This is a genomic window from Pseudomonas sp. RIT623, from assembly GCF_004519305.1.
In the GTDB taxonomy this organism is placed as follows: Bacteria; Pseudomonadota; Gammaproteobacteria; order Pseudomonadales; family Pseudomonadaceae; genus Aquipseudomonas.
This window is the reverse complement of record NZ_SOZA01000006.1, coordinates 85,075-103,473: the sequence shown is the minus strand read 5'-3', so window position 1 is coordinate 103,473 and position 18,399 is coordinate 85,075. Positions and strand designations below refer to the sequence as shown.

16 protein-coding genes and 4 tRNA genes are annotated in these 18,399 nt (G+C 62.7%); 6 read left to right on the top strand and 14 right to left on the bottom strand.

Annotated features, from left to right (window positions below; genetic code table 11):
- The first annotated feature begins 45 nt into the window (after positions 1–45).
- Positions 46–1,524, top strand: coding sequence for a methyl-accepting chemotaxis protein (locus E3U47_RS06495; protein WP_134690171.1), 1,479 nt, complete (start codon positions 46–48; stop codon positions 1,522–1,524).
- 92 nt (positions 1,525–1,616) lie between these two features.
- A complete protein-coding gene (locus E3U47_RS06490; RefSeq protein WP_134690170.1) occupies positions 1,617–1,985 on the top strand; it encodes an Mpo1-like protein in 369 nt (122 codons plus the stop codon).
- 15 nt (positions 1,986–2,000) lie between these two features.
- On the opposite strand, the gene E3U47_RS06485 is transcribed toward E3U47_RS06490, so the two are convergent.
- The 3 genes from E3U47_RS06485 to E3U47_RS06475 form a co-directional block, all read right to left on the bottom strand.
- The gene (locus tag E3U47_RS06485; RefSeq protein ID WP_134690169.1) at positions 2,001–2,798 is read right to left on the bottom strand and encodes an acyl-CoA thioesterase II; all 798 of its coding nucleotides are present in this window, start codon (positions 2,796–2,798) and stop codon (positions 2,001–2,003) included.
- An 82-nt stretch (positions 2,799–2,880) separates the two neighbouring features.
- The gene (locus E3U47_RS06480) at positions 2,881–3,648 is read right to left on the bottom strand and encodes a CHAD domain-containing protein (protein ID WP_134690168.1); all 768 of its coding nucleotides are present in this window, start codon (positions 3,646–3,648) and stop codon (positions 2,881–2,883) included.
- A gap of 14 nt (positions 3,649–3,662) precedes the next feature.
- Positions 3,663–3,941 (bottom strand): hypothetical protein, encoded by a 279-nt coding sequence (locus tag E3U47_RS06475; protein WP_134690167.1) that lies wholly within the window; start codon positions 3,939–3,941, stop codon positions 3,663–3,665.
- A gap of 160 nt (positions 3,942–4,101) precedes the next feature.
- On the opposite strand from E3U47_RS06475, the gene E3U47_RS06470 reads away from it, so the two are divergent.
- On the top strand, positions 4,102–5,130 hold the full coding sequence (locus tag E3U47_RS06470) for a patatin-like phospholipase family protein (RefSeq protein ID WP_134690166.1): 1,029 nt from the start codon (positions 4,102–4,104) through the stop codon (positions 5,128–5,130).
- A gap of 93 nt (positions 5,131–5,223) precedes the next feature.
- Here E3U47_RS06470 and E3U47_RS06465 read toward each other — a convergent pair whose 3' ends face one another.
- From E3U47_RS06465 to E3U47_RS06415, 11 genes are all read right to left on the bottom strand, one after another.
- Positions 5,224–7,083 (bottom strand): SurA N-terminal domain-containing protein, encoded by a 1,860-nt coding sequence (locus tag E3U47_RS06465; RefSeq protein ID WP_134690165.1) that lies wholly within the window; start codon positions 7,081–7,083, stop codon positions 5,224–5,226.
- 179 nt (positions 7,084–7,262) lie between these two features.
- Complete coding sequence (gene hupB / locus E3U47_RS06460) at positions 7,263–7,535, bottom strand: nucleoid-associated protein HU-beta (protein WP_011533117.1); 273 nt, start codon at positions 7,533–7,535, stop codon at positions 7,263–7,265.
- Positions 7,536–7,688: 153 nt separating this feature from the next.
- On the bottom strand, positions 7,689–10,085 hold the full coding sequence (lon, locus tag E3U47_RS06455) for an endopeptidase La (RefSeq protein WP_134690164.1): 2,397 nt from the start codon (positions 10,083–10,085) through the stop codon (positions 7,689–7,691).
- Between the two features lie 153 nt (positions 10,086–10,238).
- Positions 10,239–11,522, bottom strand: a complete 1,284-nt coding sequence (gene clpX, locus E3U47_RS06450) for an ATP-dependent Clp protease ATP-binding subunit ClpX (protein ID WP_134690163.1) — start codon at positions 11,520–11,522, stop codon at positions 10,239–10,241.
- A gap of 108 nt (positions 11,523–11,630) precedes the next feature.
- Positions 11,631–12,272 (bottom strand): ATP-dependent Clp endopeptidase proteolytic subunit ClpP, encoded by a 642-nt coding sequence (gene clpP, locus E3U47_RS06445; RefSeq protein ID WP_043213484.1) that lies wholly within the window; start codon positions 12,270–12,272, stop codon positions 11,631–11,633.
- Positions 12,273–12,363: 91 nt separating this feature from the next.
- Entirely contained in the window at positions 12,364–13,677 is a 1,314-nt protein-coding gene (tig, locus tag E3U47_RS06440; protein WP_134690162.1) for a trigger factor, read from the bottom strand.
- 336 nt (positions 13,678–14,013) lie between these two features.
- On the bottom strand, positions 14,014–14,313 hold the full coding sequence (locus tag E3U47_RS06435; RefSeq protein WP_134690161.1) for a DUF6388 family protein: 300 nt from the start codon (positions 14,311–14,313) through the stop codon (positions 14,014–14,016).
- Positions 14,314–14,442: 129 nt separating this feature from the next.
- Positions 14,443–14,518: transfer RNA gene (locus E3U47_RS06430), tRNA-His, on the bottom strand.
- A 36-nt stretch (positions 14,519–14,554) separates the two neighbouring features.
- Positions 14,555–14,639 (bottom strand) — tRNA-Leu (locus E3U47_RS06425).
- 54 nt (positions 14,640–14,693) lie between these two features.
- Positions 14,694–14,769, bottom strand: a tRNA-His gene (locus E3U47_RS06420).
- Positions 14,770–14,809: 40 nt separating this feature from the next.
- Positions 14,810–14,886, bottom strand: a tRNA-Arg gene (locus E3U47_RS06415).
- A gap of 253 nt (positions 14,887–15,139) precedes the next feature.
- On the opposite strand from E3U47_RS06415, the gene folD reads away from it, so the two are divergent.
- The 3 genes from folD to E3U47_RS06400 all read left to right on the top strand — a co-directional run bounded on the left by folD (position 15,140) and on the right by E3U47_RS06400 (position 18,203).
- Complete coding sequence (folD, locus tag E3U47_RS06410; protein WP_134690160.1) at positions 15,140–15,994, top strand: bifunctional methylenetetrahydrofolate dehydrogenase/methenyltetrahydrofolate cyclohydrolase FolD; 855 nt, start codon at positions 15,140–15,142, stop codon at positions 15,992–15,994.
- A gap of 225 nt (positions 15,995–16,219) precedes the next feature.
- Positions 16,220–17,137: a citrulline utilization hydrolase CtlX gene (gene ctlX, locus E3U47_RS06405; protein ID WP_134690159.1), complete on the top strand. Its 918-nt coding sequence runs from the start codon at positions 16,220–16,222 to the stop codon at positions 17,135–17,137.
- 19 nt (positions 17,138–17,156) lie between these two features.
- Positions 17,157–18,203 carry an ornithine cyclodeaminase gene (locus tag E3U47_RS06400; protein ID WP_134690158.1) on the top strand — a complete coding sequence of 349 codons (1,047 nt, stop codon included), beginning with the start codon at positions 17,157–17,159 and terminating at the stop codon, positions 18,201–18,203.
- Positions 18,204–18,399 lie beyond the last annotated feature (196 nt).

The following is an 18,399-nucleotide window of genomic DNA, read 5'->3' as shown; positions in this document are numbered from 1 at the left end:
GGCACCTTGCCAATAATGTTTCCGCCAATTCAGAGAAGACCTACCATGGGTGCCTGGCTTAGCAATGTTTCCCTGAAGTACAAGTTCTGGGCCGTCAACGCGGTGGCCTTCGTCACCACCCTGATGCTGGTGCTCTACGCCGTGTACCTGGAGCAACAGGCCCGTGCCGCAGGCGCCCAGGCGCAAGCCCAGGCCCAGGCTGTGCTGCTTGCTGCTTGGCCCGCAGGCCAAGCCCTGCCTGCCCAGGCCAATCTGATCAGCTGGCGCAGCGGCCAGACCCCACAGTTTGCCGGCGAACCCCTCAAGACCCTGCGTGACGCCCAGGGCTGGGTGGAGCTGAGCGACGCCTGGGTGCTCGGCAACAACCCGCTACACGGCGCCCAGGTGTTCAACCACGGTGACACCCACTTGGCCGTCGTCGCCCAGTCGCCGAGCCTGCGCCAGGTATACTTCGACCGGTTCAGCAACTACGCGGTGTGCGTATTGGTACTCATGCTGGCCATGCTCTGCGCCTCGCAATTGCTGATCCGATTCTTGCTCAGCCAGCTCAACACGCTGAAGGACGTGATGCTGCACGTGGAGAAAACCGGCGACCTGTCGGCCCGGGTACCACTGGCCTGCGGCGACGAAGTCGGACAGATGGCCGGCGCATTCAACGCCATGCAGACCACCTACCACCGCGTGGTCAGCACCGTGGCCCGCACCGCCGCCCAGCTCGACTCCGGCGCGGCGCGCCTGGCCGGCAGCATGGACGAGGTGCGCCATGGCATGATCGGCCAGCAGAGCGAGACCGACCAGGCCGCCACCGCCATCAATGAAATGACCGCCACCGTGCACCATATCGCCGAGCATGCCGGCGCCACCCGCGACCTGTCGCAAACCGCCGACACCCTCGCCGGCAGTGGCCAGGCCGTGGTCAGCCGGGTTCAGGATTCCATCGCTGGGCTGTCCAGCGGCGTGCAGCAGACCGCCGAGATGATTCGCCAGCTGGCCGACGACAGCCAGAAGATCAACGGTGTGGTCGGGGTGATCCACAGCATTGCCGAACAGACCAACCTGCTGGCCCTCAACGCCGCCATCGAGGCCGCACGCGCCGGTGACCTGGGCCGCGGCTTCGCCGTGGTCGCCGACGAAGTGCGTAACCTGGCCAAGCGCGTGCAGACCTCCACCGACGAGATCACCACCATGGTCGCCGACCTGCAGGCTGGTACCCGCGACGCGGTGGACTTCATGCAGGAAAGCTCGTACAAGGCCGATGATTGCGTCAAGCAGGCGCGCGAGGCCCACGAGGCCCTGGCCGAGATCACCAGCGCGGTGGCGCAGATGCGCGAAAGCAATACGCAGATCGCCGTCGCCGCCGAGCAGCAGAGCCAGGTGGCCGAAGAGATGAACCGCGCCGTGGTGAGCATCCGTGACGTCACCGAAGAAACCGTGCAGCAGACCGTCGGCTCGGCCACCACCAGCAACGAGCTGGCGACCCTGGCCGGCGAGCTGAACAAGGCTATTGGCCAACTCAAACTCTGAGTTCGGCGCGGCTATGGCGACCATAGCCAGCCTCGATTGGCCCCCTCCCGGGGGCCGCACTAAGCTTTGGACATGACTGCGAGGAACTGTCCATGAGCAAACGACTGCCCAACCTGCCCGCCTGGCAATGGCGCGGCTACCGCCACAACCACCGCCACCCCGCCAACCTGGTGCTGCACCTGATCGCCGTGCCGCTGTTCATCCTGGGGGTGCTGCTGGTGCTGTCGGGGGTATGGGGCCTGGACCTGTCGCAGATCGCCGTCGGCGTCATCGCCTTGCTCGCGGGGTTGGGCTTGCAGCGCCAGGGGCATCGCCTGGAGGCCGAGCAACCGGAGCCCTTCGCCAACCGCAAGGATGCCGTGCAGCGCCTGCTCACCGAGCAGTTCATCACCTTCCCGCGCTTCGTGCTGAGCGGCGCCTGGTGGCGGGCCTGGCGTGAGCGGCACAAGCCCCGCGATTGACTTGATGAAGATGGCTCAGGCGAACACGGTCACCGTCTGCCGGCTCAACGCCAGCAACTCCCCTTCCGCCGTCCACAACGCAGCGGCCGCATGCCCATAGCCATCACGGGCATACTCGGTCTCGACCACATAGCGGCACCAGTCGAGGGTCGACAGCTGCGGCGTGGGCTGCACGAACTCGATCGTCCAGGTCAGCGTGCTGCCGGCCGCGGGCTGCTTGAGATACGGCAGCAGGCTGGGCGGCCAGGCATCGACCAGCGCCAGCAGGTGCGCCACCCCGACCGGCCCCTCGGCGATATCACGCAGGCGTACCCAACCGCCCATATGCCGTGAGTCGTTGCCACTGAACGGCAGCCCGCCCACCGCCCAGCGAAACGCCACATGCTGCATGAACTCCGGCGTAATGCCCTTGATGAAGGGCAGCTCCGGTGCCGCTTCCTGCAGCGGTTTCATAGGCATCGCAGCTGGCGCGTCGACCGCCACCACGGAAGGACGACCGGCACCGAAACTGCCCTGCACCAGGGTCACCACCTGGCCATCCTGCACCGCGCGTCCCAGCAAGGTACTGACCGCCTTGCCCGCGCGCAGCACTTCCACCTCCAGGCTGATCGGCACATCCGGCGCCGCCGGGCCGACGAAGGTGATGGCCAGGGAACGCACCGGCCGGTCATCCGCCAGCTTCTGGCGCATCGCCTCATGCACCAGCGCCGCCATCAGGCCGCCGAACACCGCGCGCCCCTGGGCCCATGTAGCCGGCACACTGAGCGCTTCGGGATGCTCGCGTGCCGCCGCCAACAATTCGGTAAAATTCATGTGCCTGGGCTCCTGCGGGAAAAGCCCGATCTTAACCAGCGAAGACGCCAGCGGCAGCCCGCATATCGGTCATTTACCGGAACTAACGGCGTGCCACAGCCTTGCGCAAGGCCTCGAGGGTGACGTCAGCCTTGCCTGCGGCAGCCTGCAGCTCATGCTCCCAGGCCACCTTGCAGCCTGCCAGGTCACTGTGCTCGCGCACCTGCAGCAACCATTGCACGCGGTCATGCCAATCGCCCAGGTCGCCCTGGGCCTTCTTCAGCAAGCGTTGAAGCTTGCGCCGCGCATGGTCGAGCTGCGGGTAGGCTTCGTCGCCATAACGCACCCGCTTGATCAGCAGGCGCAGGCGATGGCGGTCGTGCGCCGGGTCGTCGAGGGTCTTGCCCAGCTTGCGCCACTGCTTTTCCAGGCGCTTATCGATACGTTTGGCCAAGCGTCGCGCCAAGCCCTCACGGTCGGCGGCACGCAGGAACAGCGCAAAGGCATCGATAATTGCCAGCACCCGCGCAAGCTCGGGGCTGGCGGCAACACCGGCAAAGGTCCCCGCCCTGCCCGCCTGACGGCGCTCACCGGCCTGCATATGGCCGCGCCCGATCAGTTGCGCCGCCAGCACCTCGCGGTCACGCAACGGCGTGGTCAAGCGGCCCAACGCCTGCGCGGCCCCCTCCAGTTGCTCGACGCCCGGCAGACCGCGCAAGGGTCGCAGCAAACTGCGCAACCGCCTCAACGTGGTGCGCAGCGCGTGCAGCGCCTCGCTGTCGGTATCAGCGCCGAGGCGCTCACGGCAGGCCAGCAAGCCCACCTGCAGCCTAAGCACCTGGGCAACCACATGATCGAGCATCGCGGACATGGGGCACTCCCTGATCAGCGCCCAGCGCGTGACTCACGAATATAGAAACGCGCCTTCTCGGCCTTGTGGGTACAGCCTTCGAAGCCCTCGAACTGCTGCTGTGTCTTGGCGCCGGTCAACAGCGACAGTGCCTTGGAATAGCTCACGGTGCCGGCAAAGCCTTCGGCCTTGGCCAGGTCCAGTTCCTTCCAGGCGGCGTCGAGCTGGGTGGCGCAGCTGTCGCGGTAGGCTGTCTTGCCTGCGCAACCGGCCAGGACCAGCACCAGCAGTGGAAGGGTGATCCAGACTTTCATCGGTAATACCTCGAGGGGGAGAGAAACTAAGGTGGCCGTTCGACGGCAAAGCAAACGAAAAGTGCCCTGCTCAGCGTAGCCCAGCGCGGACTACATTGAAGCACAGGCGCCAATGGGTGCATTGTTGGACCATCGTTGCACTGGCTGGGAGAAATGACTCATGGGCAAACGCGTGGCATTGGTGCTGGGTTCCGGCGGCGCTCGGGGGTACGCGCATATTGGCGTGATCGAGGAAATCGAGCGGCGCGGCTACGATATCGCCTGTATCGCCGGCTGCTCCATGGGCGCGGTGATCGGCGGCATTTACGCCGCCGGCAAGCTCGACGAGTACCGCAGCTGGATCGAGAGCCTGGATTATCTCGACGTGCTGCGCCTGGTGGATGTCAGCTTCCGCCTGGGCGCCATTCGCGGCGACAAGGTATTCGGGCAGATCCGCAAGATAGTTGGCGAAATAAACATCGAGCAACTGCGCATCCCTTACACGGCGGTCGCCGCCGACCTCACCAACCAGCAGGAAATCTGGTTCCAGGAAGGCTGCCTGCACCAGGCGATGCGCGCCTCGGCGGCGATTCCCAGCTTGTTCACCCCAGTGGTGCAAGGCAACCGCATGCTGGTCGACGGTGGCATCCTCAACCCGCTGCCGATCGTGCCCGTGGTGTCTAGCCACTGCGACCTGATCATCGCGGTCAACCTCAATGCCACCAACCAGAAGCAATACCAGTTGCCGGTGATCGAGCGCCCGGCGGCGTTCAAGATGCGGTTCGATGCGCTGATCAGCTCACTGGGCTCGCGCCTGCCGTTTCGGCGCAAGCCGGCCGAACAGTTGATGCGTCTTGAGCAGGAGATCGTCGCCCCAGCCAACCCCTGGCTGGGTGAGGGCGCCGACCCGGAAGGCCAGCAACCGGCAGCGGCGCCGCAAAGCGAAGGCGCCCCCAAGTCGGCCACGGGCTCGTTCATTGTCGACAACGTGGGCCCGGCGTCGTTGCTCGACCTGATCAACCAGAGCTTCGAGGTGATGCAGACGTCGCTGGCGCAGTACAAGATCGCCGGGTATCCACCGGATGTGTTGATCAACGTGCCCAAGCGGGTGTGCCGGTTCTTCGAGTTCTACAAGGCGCCGGAGCTGATTGCCCTGGGCCGGGAGATCGCGCGCGATACACTGGACAATCACGAGGGGGTTCGGCGGTAGGCCGCTCCTACAGGGGAGGGTTAAGCGCTAGGTCTTGAGCATCAGAAACGAAACAGGCCGCGTAAGCGGCCTGTTTCGTCATCGCGACAACACTCAGTAGCGAGTGATGTCGGCGCTGCCTTCCAGTTGCTTGCGGTACGCCGCGAAGTCCTGGGAGCCGGCGCGCGAAGCGAGGTAGCGGCGGATCTGCGCCTTTTCCTCATCGGTGGCCGCGGCGCCTTCGTTGACGCCCTTGAGCTGCAGAACCACCAGGCTGCCATCACCCAGGACCGCGCTGCCATAGACCGGCTTGTCCTTGGACTCAGGCTTGCCCAGACGGAACACGGCCTGCAGTTCGATCGGATCGATGCCGTCCTGACCGCGGGTAGCCGCTTCCTGAATCTTCCAGTTCTGGCTGGCGGCCTTGATCGAGCCATCACGCAGCCCGGCGATCAACGTGTCGGCCTTGGCCTTGAGCTCGGCGGTCGCCTTCTCCTTGGCCAAGTGCGCGCTGATATTCTTGGCCACGGCCTCCAGCGGCAGTTGCTCGGGCTTGCGGTGCTCCTTGACGCGCAGGACCACCACGGTCTCCGGATCCAGCTCGATGCCGTTGCTGTTGGCGCCCTCTTCCAGCACTTCCTCGCTGAACGCGGCCTGGATCACCGCGCGGTTGGCGGTGATGCCTTCGCCACCTTCACGACCGAAGGCCGTGGAAGTCTGGACCTTAAGGTTCAGGTCCTGGGCCGGCTGGGCCAGGTCGGAAGCTTCGAAGGCGGCGTCCTCGAGCTGCTTGGTGGCCTCGACGAAGCGCTGCTCCACCTGCTGGGTCTTCAGCTCGTGGGTCAGCTTGTCCTTGAGGCTGGCGAAACTCGGCACGTCCGGTGCCTCGACGCCCAGCAGCTTGATCAGGTGATAGCCGTATTCGGTACGCACCGGGGTGGACACCTGGTCCTTGTTCAGCTTGTACAGTGCCTCCTCGAAGGCCGGGTCGTACACGCCAGGGCCAGCGAAGCCCAGGTCACCACCGGTGCTGGCCGAGCCTGGGTCCTGGGAGAACTCCTTGGCCAGCTTGGCGAAGTCTTCACCCTTGGCCAGGCGCTGCTGGACCTCCTCGATGCGGGCCTTGGCCTGGGCATCGGTAGTCTTGTCGTTGACCTCGATCAGGATGTGCGCGGCATGGCGCTGCTCACCGAGGTTGGCGATTTCCTTCTCGTACAGCGCCTTGAGCTCGTCCTCGTTGACCTTGACCTGGTCGAAGAAGGCCGACTTCTTCAGCTCGATGTAGTCGATGACCACCTGGTCGGGGGTCATGAATTCCTTGGCGTGCTGGTCGTAGTGGGCCTTGACCTCGTCATCGCTCACCTTGACCGCGGCCGGATCGGCCTTGAAGGTCAGGGCGGCGAAGTCACGGGTCTGCTTCTCCAGGCGGGCGAATGCCTCGACCTGCTTGTCGGTGACGAAGCTGCTGCCGGCCAAGCCGGTGCGCAGCTGGCCGATGAGCATTTCCTGGGCGAGCATCTCGCGGAACTGCATGCGCCCGTAACCCATCTGGCGGATGACAGCGTCGAAGCGCTCGGCGCTGAACTTGCCATCGACCTGGAATTCTGGCGTCTGCAGGATCAACTGGTCCAGCGCGGCCTCGGAGAAAGCGAACTTGGCGTCTTCGGCACCCTGCAACAGCAGCTTGCGATCGATCAGCCCTTTGAGCGCGGCTTCGCGCAGCATCTTTTCGTCCAGCAACGCAGGGTCGAAATCCTTGCCCAGCTGTTGCATCAGCTGGCGGCGCTGCATGTCCACGGCCTGGCTCAGCTCGTTCTGGCTGATGGTCTGGCCGTTCACCTTGGCGGCGTCCTGGCTATGGCTGGCGGCCTGGAAAATGGCCTCGAAGCCGGTCAACGCCATCAGTACGACGATGAGGCCGATGATGGTCTTGGCAATCCAACCTTGTGAATTGTCCCTGATATTCTGCAGCATGCGTCCCCCAGAAACGGTTGTACCACTGCGTCGACAACCGCGGAGCGTGGGTAGAGTCCTGATAGAAGAAAGGCGCATCCAGTGGATGCGCCTTCTCGAAGCGAGCGTGCCAGCGGGAACGTTTGCGACCCGCCGTCACGCGGTCGGCCCAGGCATGCCCGGACCGGCTGAAAGACGACTTAGTTGACGGCGTCTTTCAGGCCTTTGCCAGCCTTGAAGCCTGGAACCTTGGCGGCGGCGATCTTGATCGCCTTGCCGGTTTGCGGGTTGCGGCCGGTGCGCTCAGCGCGCTCCTTGACCGAGAAGGTACCGAAGCCAACCAGTACCACATCGTCACCTTGCTTCAGGGCGCCGGTGACGGATTCGATGACTGCGTCCAGCGCACGGCCGGCTACAGCTTTCGGGATATCAGCAGATGCGGCGATAGCGTCAATCAGTTCCGACTTGTTCACTCTAAGTCCCCTTATTTCTCTATTGAGTTTGTTTCTAAGTATGTAATGAAAAGCTTATGAAACGAGCGCTGGGTGGCCTGTTGACACTGGCGTGCCGCTTTATAGCAAGGGGCAGAAAATGCTGTCAACCAAAGCCCCCCAGCGAAATACGTACTAGTGCGTGCTGATTCTTTCCTTAGCATCGCCGTCGCGCTTTTCATCTTTCGCGACAATCTCCGGAGCCACATCTGGCAAGGGCTCCGGGGCGTATTGCAGCGCAATTTGGAGGACTTCGTCAATCCATTTGACCGGTTTGATCTGCAGATCCTGCTTTATATTTTCCGGAATCTCCTTGAGATCGCGAACGTTCTCTTCAGGAATGATCACCGTCTTGATTCCGCCACGGTGTGCCGCCAGCAATTTTTCCTTGAGGCCACCAATGGCCAAGACCTGACCTCGCAAGGTGATCTCGCCGGTCATCGCCACATCGGCGCGCACCGGGATCTGGGTCAATGCCGAGACCAGCGCGGTGCACATGCCAATACCCGCGCTCGGGCCATCCTTGGGCGTGGCACCTTCGGGCATGTGGATGTGAACGTCGTGCTTCTCGTGGAAATCCGCGGCGATCCCCAGGCTACGGGCACGGCTGCGCACAACGGTTTGCGCGGCCGTGATCGACTCGACCATGACATCGCCGAGCGAGCCAGTCTTGATCAACTGGCCCTTGCCGGGGATGACCACGGCCTCGATGGTCAGCAGTTCGCCGCCCACCTGGGTCCAGGCCAGGCCCGTGACCTGACCGATCTGGTCCTGCTGCTCGGCCAGGCCGTAGCGGAACTTGCGCACGCCCAGCAGGTGCTCGAGCTGCTCGCCGCTGACCTTGACCTTCACCTGCTTGTGCCCGGTGTGCTCCTTGACCACCTTGCGGCAGACCTTGGCGATCTGCCGCTCCAGGCCACGCACGCCGGCTTCGCGGGTGTAGTAACGGATGATGTCGCGGATGGCCGACACGTCGACCTCCAGCTCGTCCTTCTTCAGACCGTTAGCCTTGACCTGCTTGGGCACCAGGTACTTGACCGCGATGTTGATCTTTTCGTCCTCGGTGTAGCCCGGCAGGCGGATGACTTCCATCCGGTCCAGCAGCGCCGGCGGGATGTTCATCGAGTTCGAGGTGCACAGGAACATCACGTCCGAGAGGTCGTAATCGACTTCCAGGTAGTGGTCGTTGAAGTTGTGGTTCTGCTCGGGGTCGAGCACCTCAAGCAACGCCGAGGCCGGGTCGCCGCGCATGTCGCTGCCCATCTTGTCGATTTCATCGAGCAAGAAGAGCGGATTTCGTACGCCAACCTTGGTCATCTTCTGAATCAGACGTCCCGGCATCGAACCGATGTAGGTACGCCGATGGCCGCGAATCTCGGCCTCGTCACGCACGCCGCCGAGGGCCATGCGCACGAACTTGCGGTTGGTGGCGGCGGCGATCGACTCAGCCAGCGAGGTCTTGCCCACGCCAGGCGGGCCGACCAGGCACAGCACCGGACCGCGAATTTTCTTCACCCGCTTCTGCACGGCGAGGTATTCAAGGATGCGCTCCTTGACCTCCTCCAGGCCGTAGTGGTCCGCATCGAGAATCTCCTCGGCCTTGGCCAGGTCCAGGCGCACCTTGCTCTGGGCCTTCCACGGCACCTGGACGAGCCAATCCAGGTACGAACGCACCACGGTGGCTTCAGCCGACATCGGCGACATCTGCTTGAGCTTGTTCAGCTCGGCCTGGGCCTTGGCCAGGGCATCCTTAGGCAACCCGGCGGCATCGATGCGCTTTTTCAGCTCCTCGATTTCATTATGGCCTTCGTCGCCATCGCCAAGCTCTTTCTGAATGGCCTTCATCTGCTCATTCAGGTAGTACTCGCGCTGGCTGCGCTCCATCTGCTTCTTGACCCGGCCACGGATGCGCTTTTCCACCTGCAGCAGGTCGATTTCGGCATCCAGCAACGCCAGCACGTGCTCGACGCGTGCCGCCAGGTCGACGATTTCTAGGATTTCCTGCTTTTGCTCGATTTTCAGCGCCATGTGCGCGGCCATGGTGTCGACCAGGCGCCCGGGCTCCTCGATGCTGTTGAGCGAGGACAAAACTTCGGCTGGGACTTTCTTGCCCAGTTGCACGTACTGTTCGAACTGGGACAGCAAGGTGCGCACGAACACCTCGGACTCGCGCTCGGCGGTCTCGGTTTCGTCGATCAGGCTGACTTCGGCACGGATATGACCGTCGACTTCGTTGAAGCGCTCGACCGCACCGCGCTGCTCGCCTTCGACCAGCACCTTGACGGTGCCATCGGGCAGCTTGAGCAATTGCAGGACAGTGGCGACAGTGCCTACGCGATACAGGGCGTCTTCGCCCGGATCGTCATCGGCGGGATTCTTCTGGGCCAGCAGGAGGATCTGCTTTTCGCCCGTCATCGCGGCCTCGAGGGCTTCGATGGACTTCTCACGCCCCACGAACAGCGGGATGACCATGTGCGGGTAGACGACAACGTCACGCAATGGCAGAAGAGGCAAGTCGAGGGTGGTCTTCATGATTTCGCCTCTACAGCGGCCTTGTGGCCGGAAACCTTTGGAAATGGTGCTTGGGGCTAATGTGGGGGCAGCCCCGGCAAATTACAAGCGCCGAGTCCATGAAATGCAAAAAGGGGCCCGAAGGCCCCTTTTCATCACGCTACCCTTGCCCGATCAGGCGTCGGGGGCAGCCTTGGCTTGCGGCTCGCTGTTCTCGTAGATCAACAGCGGCTGCGAGGTGCCTTCGATGACGCTCTCGTCGATGACCACCTTGCTGACTTCCTTCTGCGAAGGAATCTCATACATGGTGTCGAGCAACACGCCCTCGAGGATCGAACGCAGGCCACGGGCGCCGGTTTTGCGCTCCAGGGCCTTGCGGGCAACGGCCTTGAGCGCATCGCTGCGGAACTCGAGGTCGACGCTTTCCATCTCGAACAGCTTGGCGTATTGCTTGGTCAAGGCGTTCTTCGGCTCGGTGAGGATCTGCATCAATGCAGCCTCGTCCAGCTCGTCCAGGGTCGCCAGCACCGGCAGGCGGCCGACGAATTCCGGAATCAGGCCGAACTTGACCAGATCGTCAGGCTCGACCTCACGCAGCGACTCGCCGACTTTCTTGCCTTCTTCCTTGCTGCGCACCTCGGCACTGAAGCCGATGCCGCCCTTGGTGGAACGGTTCTGGATGACCTTTTCCAGGCCAGAGAACGCGCCACCGCAGATGAACAGGATATTGCGGGTATCGACCTGCAGGAACTCCTGTTGCGGGTGCTTGCGACCGCCCTGCGGCGGTACCGAGGCCACGGTGCCCTCGATCAGCTTGAGCAACGCCTGCTGCACGCCCTCGCCCGAGACGTCACGGGTGATGGACGGGTTGTCCGACTTACGCGAGATCTTGTCGATCTCGTCGATGTAGACAATGCCCATCTGGGCCTTTTCCACGTCGTAGTCGCACTTCTGCAGCAGTTTCTGAATGATGTTCTCGACGTCCTCGCCCACATAACCGGCTTCGGTCAGGGTAGTGGCGTCGGCAATGGTGAACGGCACGTTCAACAGGCGCGCGAGTGTCTCGGCGAGCAGGGTCTTGCCCGAGCCAGTCGGCCCGATCAGCAGGATGTTGCTCTTGCCCAGTTCGACTTCGTCGCCCTTCTTGTCACGCTGGTTCAGGCGCTTGTAGTGGTTGTACACCGCTACGGATAGCACCTTCTTGGCGCGTTCCTGACCAATGACGTACTGGTCCAGGATACCGCTGATTTCTTTCGGCGAGGGTAGTTTGTGCGCGCTGCTCTCGGCCTGGGCTTCCTGCACCTCCTCACGGATGATGTCGTTGCACAGGTCGACGCACTCGTCGCAGATAAATACCGAGGGGCCGGCAATCAACTTGCGCACTTCGTGCTGGCTTTTGCCGCAGAAGGAGCAATAGAGCAATTTGCCGCTGTCCTCGCCGTTACGGGTGTCAGTCATTCGATCGATCCAATCCGGTAGGCTTGAAACACAAGATGAAGGCAATCGCTGGCTTTTTCAAGTCCGCGGGTGGGCGCATACCGCGCCCGCCCGCTCTGGCGCATTGCTTCAGGATGCCAGTTGCCGCTTGTCGTAGACCGAGTCGATCAGGCCGTACTCGGCCGCGCGCGCAGCGCTCATGAAGTTGTCACGCTCGGTGTCGCGCTTGATGGTCTCGAGGTCCTGGCCGGTGTGGTGGGCCAACAGCTCATTCAGGCGCGCCTTGATGTTGAGGATTTCCTGGGCGTGAATCTCGATATCGGTAGCCTGACCCTGGAAGCCGCCCAGCGGCTGGTGGATCATCACCCGCGAATTCGGCAGGCAGTGGCGCTTGCCGGCGGCGCCTGCCGCGAGCAGGAAGGCGCCCATGCTGCAGGCCTGGCCGATACAGATGGTCGAGACGTCCGGCTTGATGAACTGCATGGTGTCGTAGATCGACATGCCAGCAGTTACCGAGCCGCCCGGGGAGTTGATGTACAGATGGATATCCTTGTCCGGGTTTTCCGCTTCAAGGAACAAGAGCTGCGCCACCACCAGGTTGGCCATGTAGTCTTCTACCGGGCCGACCAGGAAGATCACGCGCTCCTTGAGGAGGCGCGAATAGATGTCGTAGGCACGTTCGCCACGGGCGGACTGCTCGATAACCATCGGGACCAGGCCACCAGCGGCCTGGATGTCAGAGCTTTGCTGAATATAAGAATTGCGGGACATGTCCTGCACTCGCTCCCAAATAGTCATGGCTTGAATACACACAAGCCAGCGCGAAGGCTGGCTTGTGGGGGTTTCCTACGAGAGTAGCCTGTTACTCAGCGTCGGCAGCTGCCTGCGCGGGCTTGACGGCTTCTTCGTACGAGACCGATTTGTCGGTCACAGTCGCTTTCTGCAGGACAGTATCTACAACTTGTTCTTCCAGTACAACCGAACGAACTTCGTTCAGTTGCTGGTCGTTCTTGTAGTACCAGGCCACAACCTGCTCAGGCTCCTGGTAGGCCGAAGCCATTTCCTCGATCATTTTGCGAACTTCGGCCTCATCAGGCTTGAGCTCGAACTGCTTGACCACTTCAGCGACGATCAGGCCCAGAACCACGCGACGCTTGGCCTGCTCTTCGAACAGCTCGGCTGGCAGCTGGTCTGGCTTGATGTTGCCACCGAACTGCTGAACAGCCTGCACGCGCAGACGGTTGACTTCGTTCTCCAGCAGGGCCTTTGGTACTTCGATCGGGTTGGCGGCCAGCAGACCGTCCATGACCTGGTTCTTGACCTTGGTCTTGATGGCCTGGCGCAGTTCACGCTCCATGTTCTTGCGAACTTCGGCGCGGAAACCTTCCAGGGTCGATTCCTTGATGCCGAACTGGGCGAAGAAGGCTTCGTTCAGCTCTGGCAGCACAGGGGCCGACACGCTGTTGACGGTGATGGTGAACTCGGCGGCCTTGCCGGCCAGGTCGAGGTTCTGGTAGTCCTCTGGGAAGGTCACGTTGACCACGCGCTCTTCACCGGCCTTGGCGCCGACCAGGCCTTCTTCGAAGCCTGGGATCATGCGGCCGGAGCCCAGCACCAGCTGGGTGCCCTTGGCCGAACCACCGGCGAAGGCTTCACCGTCGATCTTGCCGACGAAGTCGATGTTGACCTGGTCGTCGTTGGCAGCGGCACGCTCGACGGCCTCGAAGCGGGTGTTCTGCTTGCGCAGGACTTCCAGCATGTTGTCCAGGTCGGCGTCAGCCACTTCGGCGCTCAGGCGCTCGACGGCGATCGAATCGAAACCGGCAACGGTGAACTCTGGGAAGACTTCGAAAATGGCGACGAACTCGAGGTCCTTGCCCTTTTCGAACGACTTAGGCTCGACGGCAGGGGCGCCAGCCGGGTTCAGTTTCTGCTCGACGATAGCTTCGTAGAAGGAGGCCTGGACCAGATCACCGAAGGCCTCTTGACGGGCATCGGCTTCGAAACGCTGGCGGATCACGCTCATCGGCACCTTGCCCGGGCGGAAGCCCGCGACCTTGGCGCGCTTGGCAGTCTGCTGCAGACGCTTGTTGACTTCGTTCTCGACGCGCTCGGCCGGAACGGCGATGGTCATGCGGCGCTCGAGAGCGGAAGTGTTTTCAACAGAAACTTGCATGGATATTCCTCGTTGCACAGACGTTAGCCGGCGATAGCCCGACTCCAGAATCAAGGGCAAGCATTCTAGTGACTCAAGCCACAGAAGTCACCCCACCCAGATTGCCGGCCGAGCATGCCGGTCGATTTCCTTGAAAGGCCCGCGCTCCGGGGCGTCGAGCCAGTTTCAGTCAGGCCCGCGCGGCGCTTTGAACGCCACGCGGTTGTAAAACCTTGTCAAACAAACAGCGATTGGCCGGGATATGAGAATTTTGTTTGGAATTTCAAGGGGGAGCGAGATAAAAGACGGCACGCGCAGGTGCCACAAAACTATCGCCCCCCACAAGCGCCCCCAACCTCACTCCAGCTCTATATCATTGAACTGGCAATACTCCTCCCACTCCAACCCCAGCGCCTCGGCCACCTCGCGATGGGTCTCCAGACGCATGGCCTGCAGCTGCTCCGGCGATTCGGCAATCAACTGCAGCGCATATTCCCAAGGCTGCATACCCAACTCATCGGCAGCGTCCTCGAACGCCCACGCAATCTGCTGGGCCTGCTCGCGCTCATCGAGCTCGCGAATTTCCTCGAGCAGTTGCGGGTTCTGCTCGGCGAACCGTTGCAGCGCCAGGGCCTGGCGCGCTTCTTTTGCAATCATCTGCGCCACTCCTGCGCGGGCATTCAACCGGCTGAAATTTATCAGCTTTCTGGGCAAGGCCACCAGTAGCGGCAAACCCCGGAAACGACAAAGGCGCCCGATCTCGCGATGCGGGCGCCTTCGAAAATATGGGGTGGACGATGGGAATCGAACCCACGACAACTGGAATCACAATCCAGCGCTCTACCAACTGAGCTACGCCCACCATAATGCGGTGTTACGGTACAGCCTTACAGAAACATGGTGCGGACGAAGAGACTCGAACTCTTACAGCTTGCGCCGCTGGAACCTAAATCCAGTGTGTCTACCAATTTCACCACGTCCGCATAACTCAAAAACAAAGGCGCCGGATCATGCAATCGAGGCGCCCCTGAAGAATCTGGGGTGGACGATGGGAATCGAACCCACGACAACTGGAATCACAATCCAGCGCTCTACCAACTGAGCTACGCCCACCATAGTGCGGTACTGCTATTACTTACTTGCCCAGGCCTGATGGCGCACCCGGCAGGACTCGAACCTGCGACCATCCGCTTAGAAGGCGGATGCTCTATCCAGCTGAGCTACGGGCGCTTAAGCTATCAGTCCGACCGAACAAACGAACCGCTTATTCTGCCTGACCTTGCCAACCCGTGCCAGGCAGTGCCCGACAAGTGCGGCGAATCTTATAGGCGACCCTCTAGGCCGTCAACACCTTTCTCTAAAAAATTTAAATTATTGAAGGGGTTAGGGGATTTGCCCGACCACCCGCCTTTGCCCTCGGGCCAGGTCGTGCGAGAATACGCGCTTCTTATATGTTCCCTTCTCGATGGTTAATCACGCGTCTATGACTGCACACCTTATCGATGGCAAGGCGATCGCCGCCAACCTGCGCCAGCAGATCGCCCAACGTGTCGCCGAGCGCCGCCAGCAAGGCCTGCGCACCCCGGGCCTGGCGGTGATCCTGGTCGGCACCGATCCGGCCTCCCAAGTCTATGTCTCGCACAAGCGCAAGGACTGCGAAGAGGTCGGCTTCATTTCCCAGGCGTTCGACCTGCCCAGCGATACCACGCAGCAAGCCCTGGCCGATCTGATCGACCGGCTCAACGACGACCCGGCTGTCGACGGCATCCTGCTGCAACTGCCGCTGCCGGCTCACCTGGACGCCTCGCTGCTGCTCGAGCGCATCCGCCCGGACAAGGACGTAGACGGTTTCCACCCCTACAACATCGGCCGCCTGGCCCAGCGCATCCCGCTGCTGCGCCCGTGCACCCCGAAGGGCATCATGACCCTGCTGGAAAGCACCGGGCAGGACCTGTACGGCATGAACGCGGTGATCGTTGGCGCCTCCAACATCGTCGGCCGCCCCATGGCCATGGAATTGCTGCTGGCCGGTTGCACCGTCACCGTCTGCCACCGTTTCACCAAGGACCTGCCCGGCCACGTCGGCCGCGCCGACCTGGTGGTGGTGGCTGCCGGCAAGCCGGGCCTGGTCAAGGGTGAATGGATCAAGGAAGGCGCCATCGTCATCGACGTCGGCATCAACCGCCAGGAGGACGGCAAGCTGGTCGGCGACGTGGTCTACGACACCGCCCTGCCTCGCGCGGGCTGGATCACCCCGGTACCGGGCGGCGTGGGCCCGATGACCCGCGCCTGCCTGCTGGAGAACACCCTGTATGCGGCTGAAGAGCTGCACAAGTAATCAAGGTGTTCCGGCAATAAAGAAAACGGCGCCCTTCGAGGCGCCGTTTTCAGTTGTACAGCCCGCTCCCACGAGGATGGCGACCTTTTTCTGTGACACCAGCCGATTCTGCTGCCAAACAAGCCATTTCAGCTGGACCCGCTGCCCGCCCCGCCCGCTTCAGCCGGGATCTCACCGCGAACCATCACACAATGGTCACACAGCCCACCTGTGGATGCGTGCCCAATGCAAACAACAAATACCGTCCTCATGATTCGCCCGGCGCGGTTCGCCTTCAATCCCGACACCGCCGCCAACAACCGCTTCCAGCAAGCGCCGCTGGACCCTGAGACCGCCAGCGCAAAGGCTCTGGAAGAGTTCGACGGCTACGTCGACAGCCTGCGCCAGCACGGCGTCGACGTACTGGTGGTGCAGGATACCCCAGAGCCCCATACCCCCGACTCGATCTTTCCCAACAACTGCTGGAGCAGCCATGCCGACGGCAGTCTGGTGCTCTACCCGATGGAGGGCAAGAATCGCCGCCTGGAACGCAGCAAGGGCGTACTGGGCGTGCTGAGCGAGCGCTTCGCCATCCAGCGCACCATCGACCTGAGCCCATTGGAACAGCAGAATCTGTTCCTCGAGGGCACCGGCAGCATGGTCCTGGACCGCGAGCACCGGATCAGCTACGCCTGCCACTCCGGGCGCACCCACGAACGCGTCCTGCGCCAGTTCGCCGAACACCTCGATTACCGCCTGTGCCTGTTCCACGCCGTGGACCGCCAGCAAGCGCCGATCTATCACAGCAACGTGATGATGAACGTTGGCCGCCAGCTCGCCGTGGTCTGCCTCGCCGCCCTGCCCCACGCCGATGAGCGCCGGGCACTGGAGCATTCCCTGCGCGACACCGGTAAGCAACTGCTGGCCCTGGACTTCGACCAGTTGGAAAACTTCGCCGGCAACATGCTCGAGGTCCACGACCGCGATGGCCGCTCGCTGCTGGTGATGTCGCGCAGCGCCTGGACCTCCCTCGATGCCCACCAGCGCCAGCAGGTGGAGCGTCACAGCCACCCGCTGGTGGTGAATATCGACCATATCGAACGCATCGGCGGCGGCAGCGCCCGCTGCATGCTCGCCGAAATCCACCTGCCCTCGCGCCACTGACCCGTCAAGGAGAACCATCATGACCCGCTACATCGACGTAAATGACCTCGCCCGCCTGGTCAACCGCAAGGGCCTGCCCACCTGCCTGGCCGAGATGGCCGATTACATCCGCCAGGACTACCTGCGCTGGCACGACTTCGAGAAATGCCCGCGCCTGGCCAACCACTCGCCGGACGGGGTGATCGAGCTGATGCCGGTGTCCGACGCCAGCCTGTACGCCTTCAAATACGTTAACGGCCACCCGAAGAACACCCACAACGGCCTGCTCACGGTGATGGCCTTCGGCGCCCTGGGCGATGTCGATACCGGCGCGCCGGTACTGCTCAGCGAGATGACCCTGACCACCGCCATCCGTACCGCCGCCACCTCGGCCCTGGCCGCCCGCTACCTGGCGCGCCCGGACAGCAAGCGCATGGCGCTGATCGGCAACGGCTCGCAAAGCGAGTTCCAGGCCATCGCCTTCCACACCCTGCTGGGCATCGAGGAAATCCGCCTGTTCGACATCGACCGCGGCGCCTCTGAAAAGCTGGCAGCCAACCTGGCCGGCTACCCGCAACTGAAGCTGACCATCGCCGGCAGCGTGGCCGAGGCAGTGCGCGGCGCCGACATCGTCACCACGGTCACCGCCGACAAGGCCTACGCCACCATCCTCACCGCGGAGCTGATCGAACCGGGCATGCACCTCAATGCCGTGGGCGGCGACTGCCCGGGCAAGACCGAGCTGCACCGCGACATCGTCGAGCGCGCCCGGGTGATCGTCGAGTACGAACCGCAGAGCCGGATCGAAGGCGAGATCCAGCAGATGCCCGCCGACTCGCCGACCACCGAGTTCTGGCAGGTGGTCGAGGGCAGCGCCGCAGGCCGCGAAAACGCCGGTCAAGTCACCTTGTTCGACTCGGTCGGCTTCGCCCTGGAGGACTACTCGGCGCTGCGCTATGTGCTGGACGTCGCCCGCGCCCTGGACATCGGGCACGACATTGCGCTGGTGCCTGAACTCGAGAACCCGAAGGACCTGTTTGCCTTGCTGCAACCAAAAGGGTGTGAGCGCAAGGCCAATGCTGCCTGACCGAACACTCGGGGCCGCTTGGCGGCCCCAGTGACCGAAACGGCTGTCGCACATCCATAAATCTTTGTCGGAACAGCCGTTTCGGCTGCAACTCGCCCACTAACAGCTGAATCCGGCCCCCCACGTGCTGGCAAACGACACAAAAAACCTGTCTATCTCGCGCATTCTGAGCGCGACCCATGAGTCACCGACGGAC

What these genes read in the sequence shown, in the direction of transcription:
- E3U47_RS06495 (WP_134690171.1), top strand. Translation starts at nt 46, where the DNA reads ATGGGTGCCTGGCTTAGCAATGTTTCCCTGAAGTACAAGTTCTGGGCC.
- E3U47_RS06490 (WP_134690170.1), top strand. Translation starts at nt 1,617, where the DNA reads ATGAGCAAACGACTGCCCAACCTGCCCGCCTGGCAATGGCGCGGCTAC.
- E3U47_RS06485 (WP_134690169.1), bottom strand. Translation starts at nt 2,798, where the DNA reads ATGAATTTTACCGAATTGTTGGCGGCGGCACGCGAGCATCCCGAAGCG.
- E3U47_RS06480 (WP_134690168.1), bottom strand. Translation starts at nt 3,648, where the DNA reads ATGTCCGCGATGCTCGATCATGTGGTTGCCCAGGTGCTTAGGCTGCAG.
- E3U47_RS06475 (WP_134690167.1), bottom strand. Translation starts at nt 3,941, where the DNA reads ATGAAAGTCTGGATCACCCTTCCACTGCTGGTGCTGGTCCTGGCCGGT.
- E3U47_RS06470 (WP_134690166.1), top strand. Translation starts at nt 4,102, where the DNA reads ATGGGCAAACGCGTGGCATTGGTGCTGGGTTCCGGCGGCGCTCGGGGG.
- E3U47_RS06465 (WP_134690165.1), bottom strand. Translation starts at nt 7,083, where the DNA reads ATGCTGCAGAATATCAGGGACAATTCACAAGGTTGGATTGCCAAGACC.
- lon (WP_134690164.1), bottom strand. Translation starts at nt 10,085, where the DNA reads ATGAAGACCACCCTCGACTTGCCTCTTCTGCCATTGCGTGACGTTGTC.
- clpX (WP_134690163.1), bottom strand. Translation starts at nt 11,522, where the DNA reads ATGACTGACACCCGTAACGGCGAGGACAGCGGCAAATTGCTCTATTGC.
- clpP (WP_043213484.1), bottom strand. Translation starts at nt 12,272, where the DNA reads ATGTCCCGCAATTCTTATATTCAGCAAAGCTCTGACATCCAGGCCGCT.
- tig (WP_134690162.1), bottom strand. Translation starts at nt 13,677, where the DNA reads ATGCAAGTTTCTGTTGAAAACACTTCCGCTCTCGAGCGCCGCATGACC.
- E3U47_RS06435 (WP_134690161.1), bottom strand. Translation starts at nt 14,313, where the DNA reads ATGATTGCAAAAGAAGCGCGCCAGGCCCTGGCGCTGCAACGGTTCGCC.
- folD (WP_134690160.1), top strand. Translation starts at nt 15,140, where the DNA reads ATGACTGCACACCTTATCGATGGCAAGGCGATCGCCGCCAACCTGCGC.
- ctlX (WP_134690159.1), top strand. Translation starts at nt 16,220, where the DNA reads ATGCAAACAACAAATACCGTCCTCATGATTCGCCCGGCGCGGTTCGCC.
- E3U47_RS06400 (WP_134690158.1), top strand. Translation starts at nt 17,157, where the DNA reads ATGACCCGCTACATCGACGTAAATGACCTCGCCCGCCTGGTCAACCGC.